At 69.6% G+C, this 3,643-nt stretch carries 3 protein-coding genes; 2 read left to right on the forward strand and 1 reads right to left on the reverse strand.

All coding sequences use genetic code 11. The features are described from left to right. Positions 1 to 701 precede the first annotated feature (701 nt). Positions 702 to 1,004 (forward strand): hypothetical protein, encoded by a 303-nt coding sequence (locus ABZX30_RS37850; RefSeq protein WP_355942920.1) that lies wholly within the window; start codon positions 702 to 704, stop codon positions 1,002 to 1,004. Beyond that, entirely contained in the window at positions 1,001 to 2,854 is a 1,854-nt protein-coding gene (locus ABZX30_RS37855) for a TniQ family protein (RefSeq protein WP_355942923.1), read from the forward strand. The genes ABZX30_RS37850 and ABZX30_RS37855 overlap by 4 nt, the downstream gene beginning before the upstream one ends. Before the next feature lie 47 nt (positions 2,855 to 2,901). Here the strand turns inward: ABZX30_RS37855 and ABZX30_RS37860 are convergent, their stop codons facing one another. Further along, positions 2,902 to 3,456 carry an XRE family transcriptional regulator gene (locus tag ABZX30_RS37860; RefSeq protein ID WP_355942926.1) on the reverse strand — a complete coding sequence of 185 codons (555 nt, stop codon included), beginning with the start codon at positions 3,454 to 3,456 and terminating at the stop codon, positions 2,902 to 2,904. Positions 3,457 to 3,643: the final 187 nt, after the last annotated feature.

Below are 3,643 nucleotides of genomic sequence, written 5' to 3' on the forward strand. Positions count from 1 at the left end.
ACCACCCGCGCCATCCGCGACCAACCCGAACGGGCCCTCCCCATCCTGGGCATCACCTACAAGCCCGACCTCAACGGAACTTGATCAAGCCCTGCACGTCACAGCGAGCGCGCCCTGACCAACGGGTTGTGGCTGAGCATTTGATTTGTCGAGTTGAGCAGGGTACCGGTACGGCCCGGTTGTTGATGGTGTTTTGGGCTTTCCCTCGCGTACGGCTCGTGCTCTGCGGTGTGCTCTCGCCATGGGTGACGTACAGGTTGTCGATGTTCCGGCAGGTCCGGTGTGGTCCCACGCCTGCCGCCTTGACGATCTTGCACTGCCGTACTCGCTGCCCGAGCGGGCCACCGAGTGCCTGGATCTGGGGCCGGGATGGCCGCTTACGTGGACGGTGACGTGGAAGGTCGGGAAGTCCGATGTCATCGTCCCGGTGAAGGACCTGTCGGCGGGGCCGGCGATGGCGTCGGTGCCGGTACGGCGGTTCTCCTGGCGGACCGGTCAGCGTCACCGGCCCGGGCTGGAGTGCCCTCCCGCCCTCACAGCACGCCAAGGCCCACGGACTGGAGGCCACGCAGACCGAACGGCGCTTCGACCTGATCGAGCTGGACCGCTTCCACTACAGCACCGCACCGCAGATCACCGCCTGGGTCCAGCACCTGCACGGCGTCCAGAGCGGCCTGCGGCTCCTGGACGCTGGCCCCGGCATGCTCACCGAGGGCACGATGCCCGAGTACCTCTACGACCGCACCAACGGTGTCGTCGGCCTCCTGGAACGGCTGATCGAAGACGGCTGCCGCGAGGCCATCGACTCCGGCCGGGAACGTCTGGACGAAGAACTCCTCGAAGGCATCGTCATCGACCTGCGCGACAGCGACCGGCGCGACGTCGGCGCCGGTGAAGTCCCCGACGTCCCCGAAAAGCCCTCCCCGCGCAAGCCCCGCCGCGGCCGCAACACCGTCTTCGACGACCGCGGCCCCCTCGGCACGGCCCAGGAGAGCGCCCGATGATCACACCGCTGCCCAGGAGCCTGGACCCGCTGCCCGGTGAACTGCTGGCCGGCTATGTAATGCGGCTCGCCCACCGACTCGACGTCGCCCCGGACACCGTCCTGCGCCGCACCGGCCTGGCCGACTACCAGCCCAACACCCAGGCCATCACCCGCACCGCCCTCTCCCTCGAACTCCCCGCCCAGCGAATGAACGACTTCCAGACCGCCACCCGGCTCACCGCTGCCGAAGCCACGGCTCTGACCCTGCTGCCGCTCGCACCCCGCTACCCACCCATCGCCCACAGCCTCGACGTCGTCCGCACCGGCAAGCGCATCCCTGCACTGGACTGGCTCTTCCCCTCAGCAGCCCGTTACTGCCCCGACTGCCTCACCGGCGACGGGACCCCGTCGCAGACGGACCACGGCGGCCCCTGGAAGACCGACTGGAGACTGCCCGTCGTCTTCGCCTGTGCACACCACCAGCGCTTCCTCGAACACCTCTGTCCCGAATGCCAGCGACCGCTCACCGACCGCTTCGGACAGCTGATTACCCGCCCGACCATCGCCGGACTCCACCCGGCCCAGTGCCGAGCACCCCTCGCCTACGGGTCCCGCCGCACCCAACGGACGGCCCACCTTTGCGGCGCCCGTCTGGACCAGCAGCCGCCCGGACCAGCAGAACCCCTGCCCGAGGAACTCGCCGCACTGCAGAAGAAGATCACCACCATGCTCAGCCCGGACACCCCCGCGGCGACGGCCAGCGAGTACTTCACCGACCTCCAGATGACCAGTGGACTCGTCATGATCACCTGGCCCAGGGCCCGCCCCACCGCCCCGGGCGTCGACACCCACCACACCGATCAGGTGCTGGCCGCTCGACTGGACCCCTCGCACTCCATCCACGTCAGCGCGCCACCCCCGGACGCCCGCGCCTGCGCAAGCATCCTCCTCGCTGCCGATGCCATCCTGTCGGCCACCGACCTGCGGACCGCGCTGGCTCCGCTCGCACCGGTCGAAAACCGCACCCGCAGCGGCATCGCCCCGAAGCGTCACCGCAGCTGGGACACCGCGTTCCGCCGCTACCAGGGCGACTGTTCCCAGAGATTCCAGGACGCCGCTGAATACCTGGTCTCCACCCACCGCAGAAGCGGCAGAGGCGGAAGCCGACTGCCCCAACGCGGCCTCGATTACGGCCCACAGCACGTTCCGGCGTTCCTCCCCCTTGAACGGGCCGAACGCCACCTCGGCGCCTTCACCGCCGCCTTCAGCATGCCGGTCCTGCGGCGCACAACCTCCGCCTTCCTCGTCCGACGAGCCCTCGGAAAGACCATCGTCGACGCCGCGGAATTCCTCGGACTCGGCATCGACGGAAAGGGCCTGGGCGGCCCCATCACCAGATGGGGCCGCCGACAGGGCACCCCGGAGGCATACGAACGAGCCCTGGACGCGATCGCCGCAGACCTCGCCTCCTCACCACCGATCGACTACCGGCACCGCCGCACCCTTCTCGCCGGCTGGGCACTGCCACCAGACGCATGGCACCAGATCGCCGACCAGCTGAAACGCCGGCCGAGTCCCCGCTACATCTCCGACGACCGTGCACGTCTCGCCGCCACGGCCTACATCTGGACCCAAGTCACCCACGGCGAAACCCAATTCGCCCCACAGCCAGCCGAAGCCCGAAACGACCCCGAGCTCGACGCGGCATGGAGCCAGGACCGGTTCACCGTGGGTCACTGGATCCGGCAGAACAAGGTGCCCTTCTACCAGCAGATGAAGCCGCTTCTCGACGCCTACGCCTCCCAGCTCACCCGAGCCGTCGACACCGCCCGCTCCACTCGCCAACTCACACGCTCACGCGCCAACTGAAGTGCTCAGTCACAACGGCACCCCCGAGCCGAGTTAGTGTCGCAAGCCTAGAAGTCGAGTCCCAGTTCCTCGATGTCGGTGAACTCGACCGACAGTCCCTGGGCCCTCCGGTTGCGGTCGCGGAAGTACATCTCGCCCAGGCCCTCGGCCAGGATGTCCCGCAGCTGCCGCTCGGTGGCGCCGGCGTCCTGCGCGGCGAACAGCCGGGCCGCGTACTCGGGGGGCAGCGCCTGGTTGATGTAGCGGACGCGCGGGTCATCGGTCGTACCGGGCGCGGCCGTGAAGCCGAAGCGGGCCCGGGTCGACACGAAGATGCCGCCCGTGGCGGCGGCCTGCTGCCGCGCTCGTTCCCGCACCCGGGGCTGCCAGCGTCTGCGGGTCTCCGCGGCGAGCCGGTCGGCGAGGTCGCGGCGGGGGCGCTTGAGCTGGTCCTTGATGTAGCGCTCCACCGTGCGCTGCGAGATGCCCAGCAGTTCGGCCACCGGCCGGGTGCCCTTCAGCTGCCGTACCAGGAAACGCATCTGGGCCGGTGCCGACTTGGGGAGGGGGCGGGTGAAGTGCTCGGCGGCGGCCTCGTCGAGAGTGTCTCCGATACCGACCATCGCGCGGCCCGCTCCTTCTTCGTCCCGTCCTGCTGTGTGCCGCCGCAGACGTTACAGGCCGCGCGCCCCGGCGTGCCGCGTCGATCCGCTCAGACGACGGTCCAGGTGTCGCCGCCGGCCAGCAGGGCGGCGAGGTCGCCCGTGCCCTTCTGTGCGGTCGCGGTGTCGAGCTGGTGGGCCATCTGGT

Origin of the sequence: Streptomyces sp. NPDC004542, from assembly GCF_040610035.1 — a bacterium.
GTDB lineage: Bacteria > Actinomycetota > Actinomycetes > Streptomycetales > Streptomycetaceae > Streptomyces.

Coding starts and splice junctions, on each gene's coding strand:
- ABZX30_RS37855 (WP_355942923.1), top strand. CDS start 1,001: ATGATCACACCGCTGCCCAGGAGCCTGGACCCGCTGCCCGGTGAACTG.
- ABZX30_RS37850 (WP_355942920.1), top strand. CDS start 702: ATGCTCACCGAGGGCACGATGCCCGAGTACCTCTACGACCGCACCAAC.
- ABZX30_RS37860 (WP_355942926.1), bottom strand. CDS start 3,456: ATGGTCGGTATCGGAGACACTCTCGACGAGGCCGCCGCCGAGCACTTC.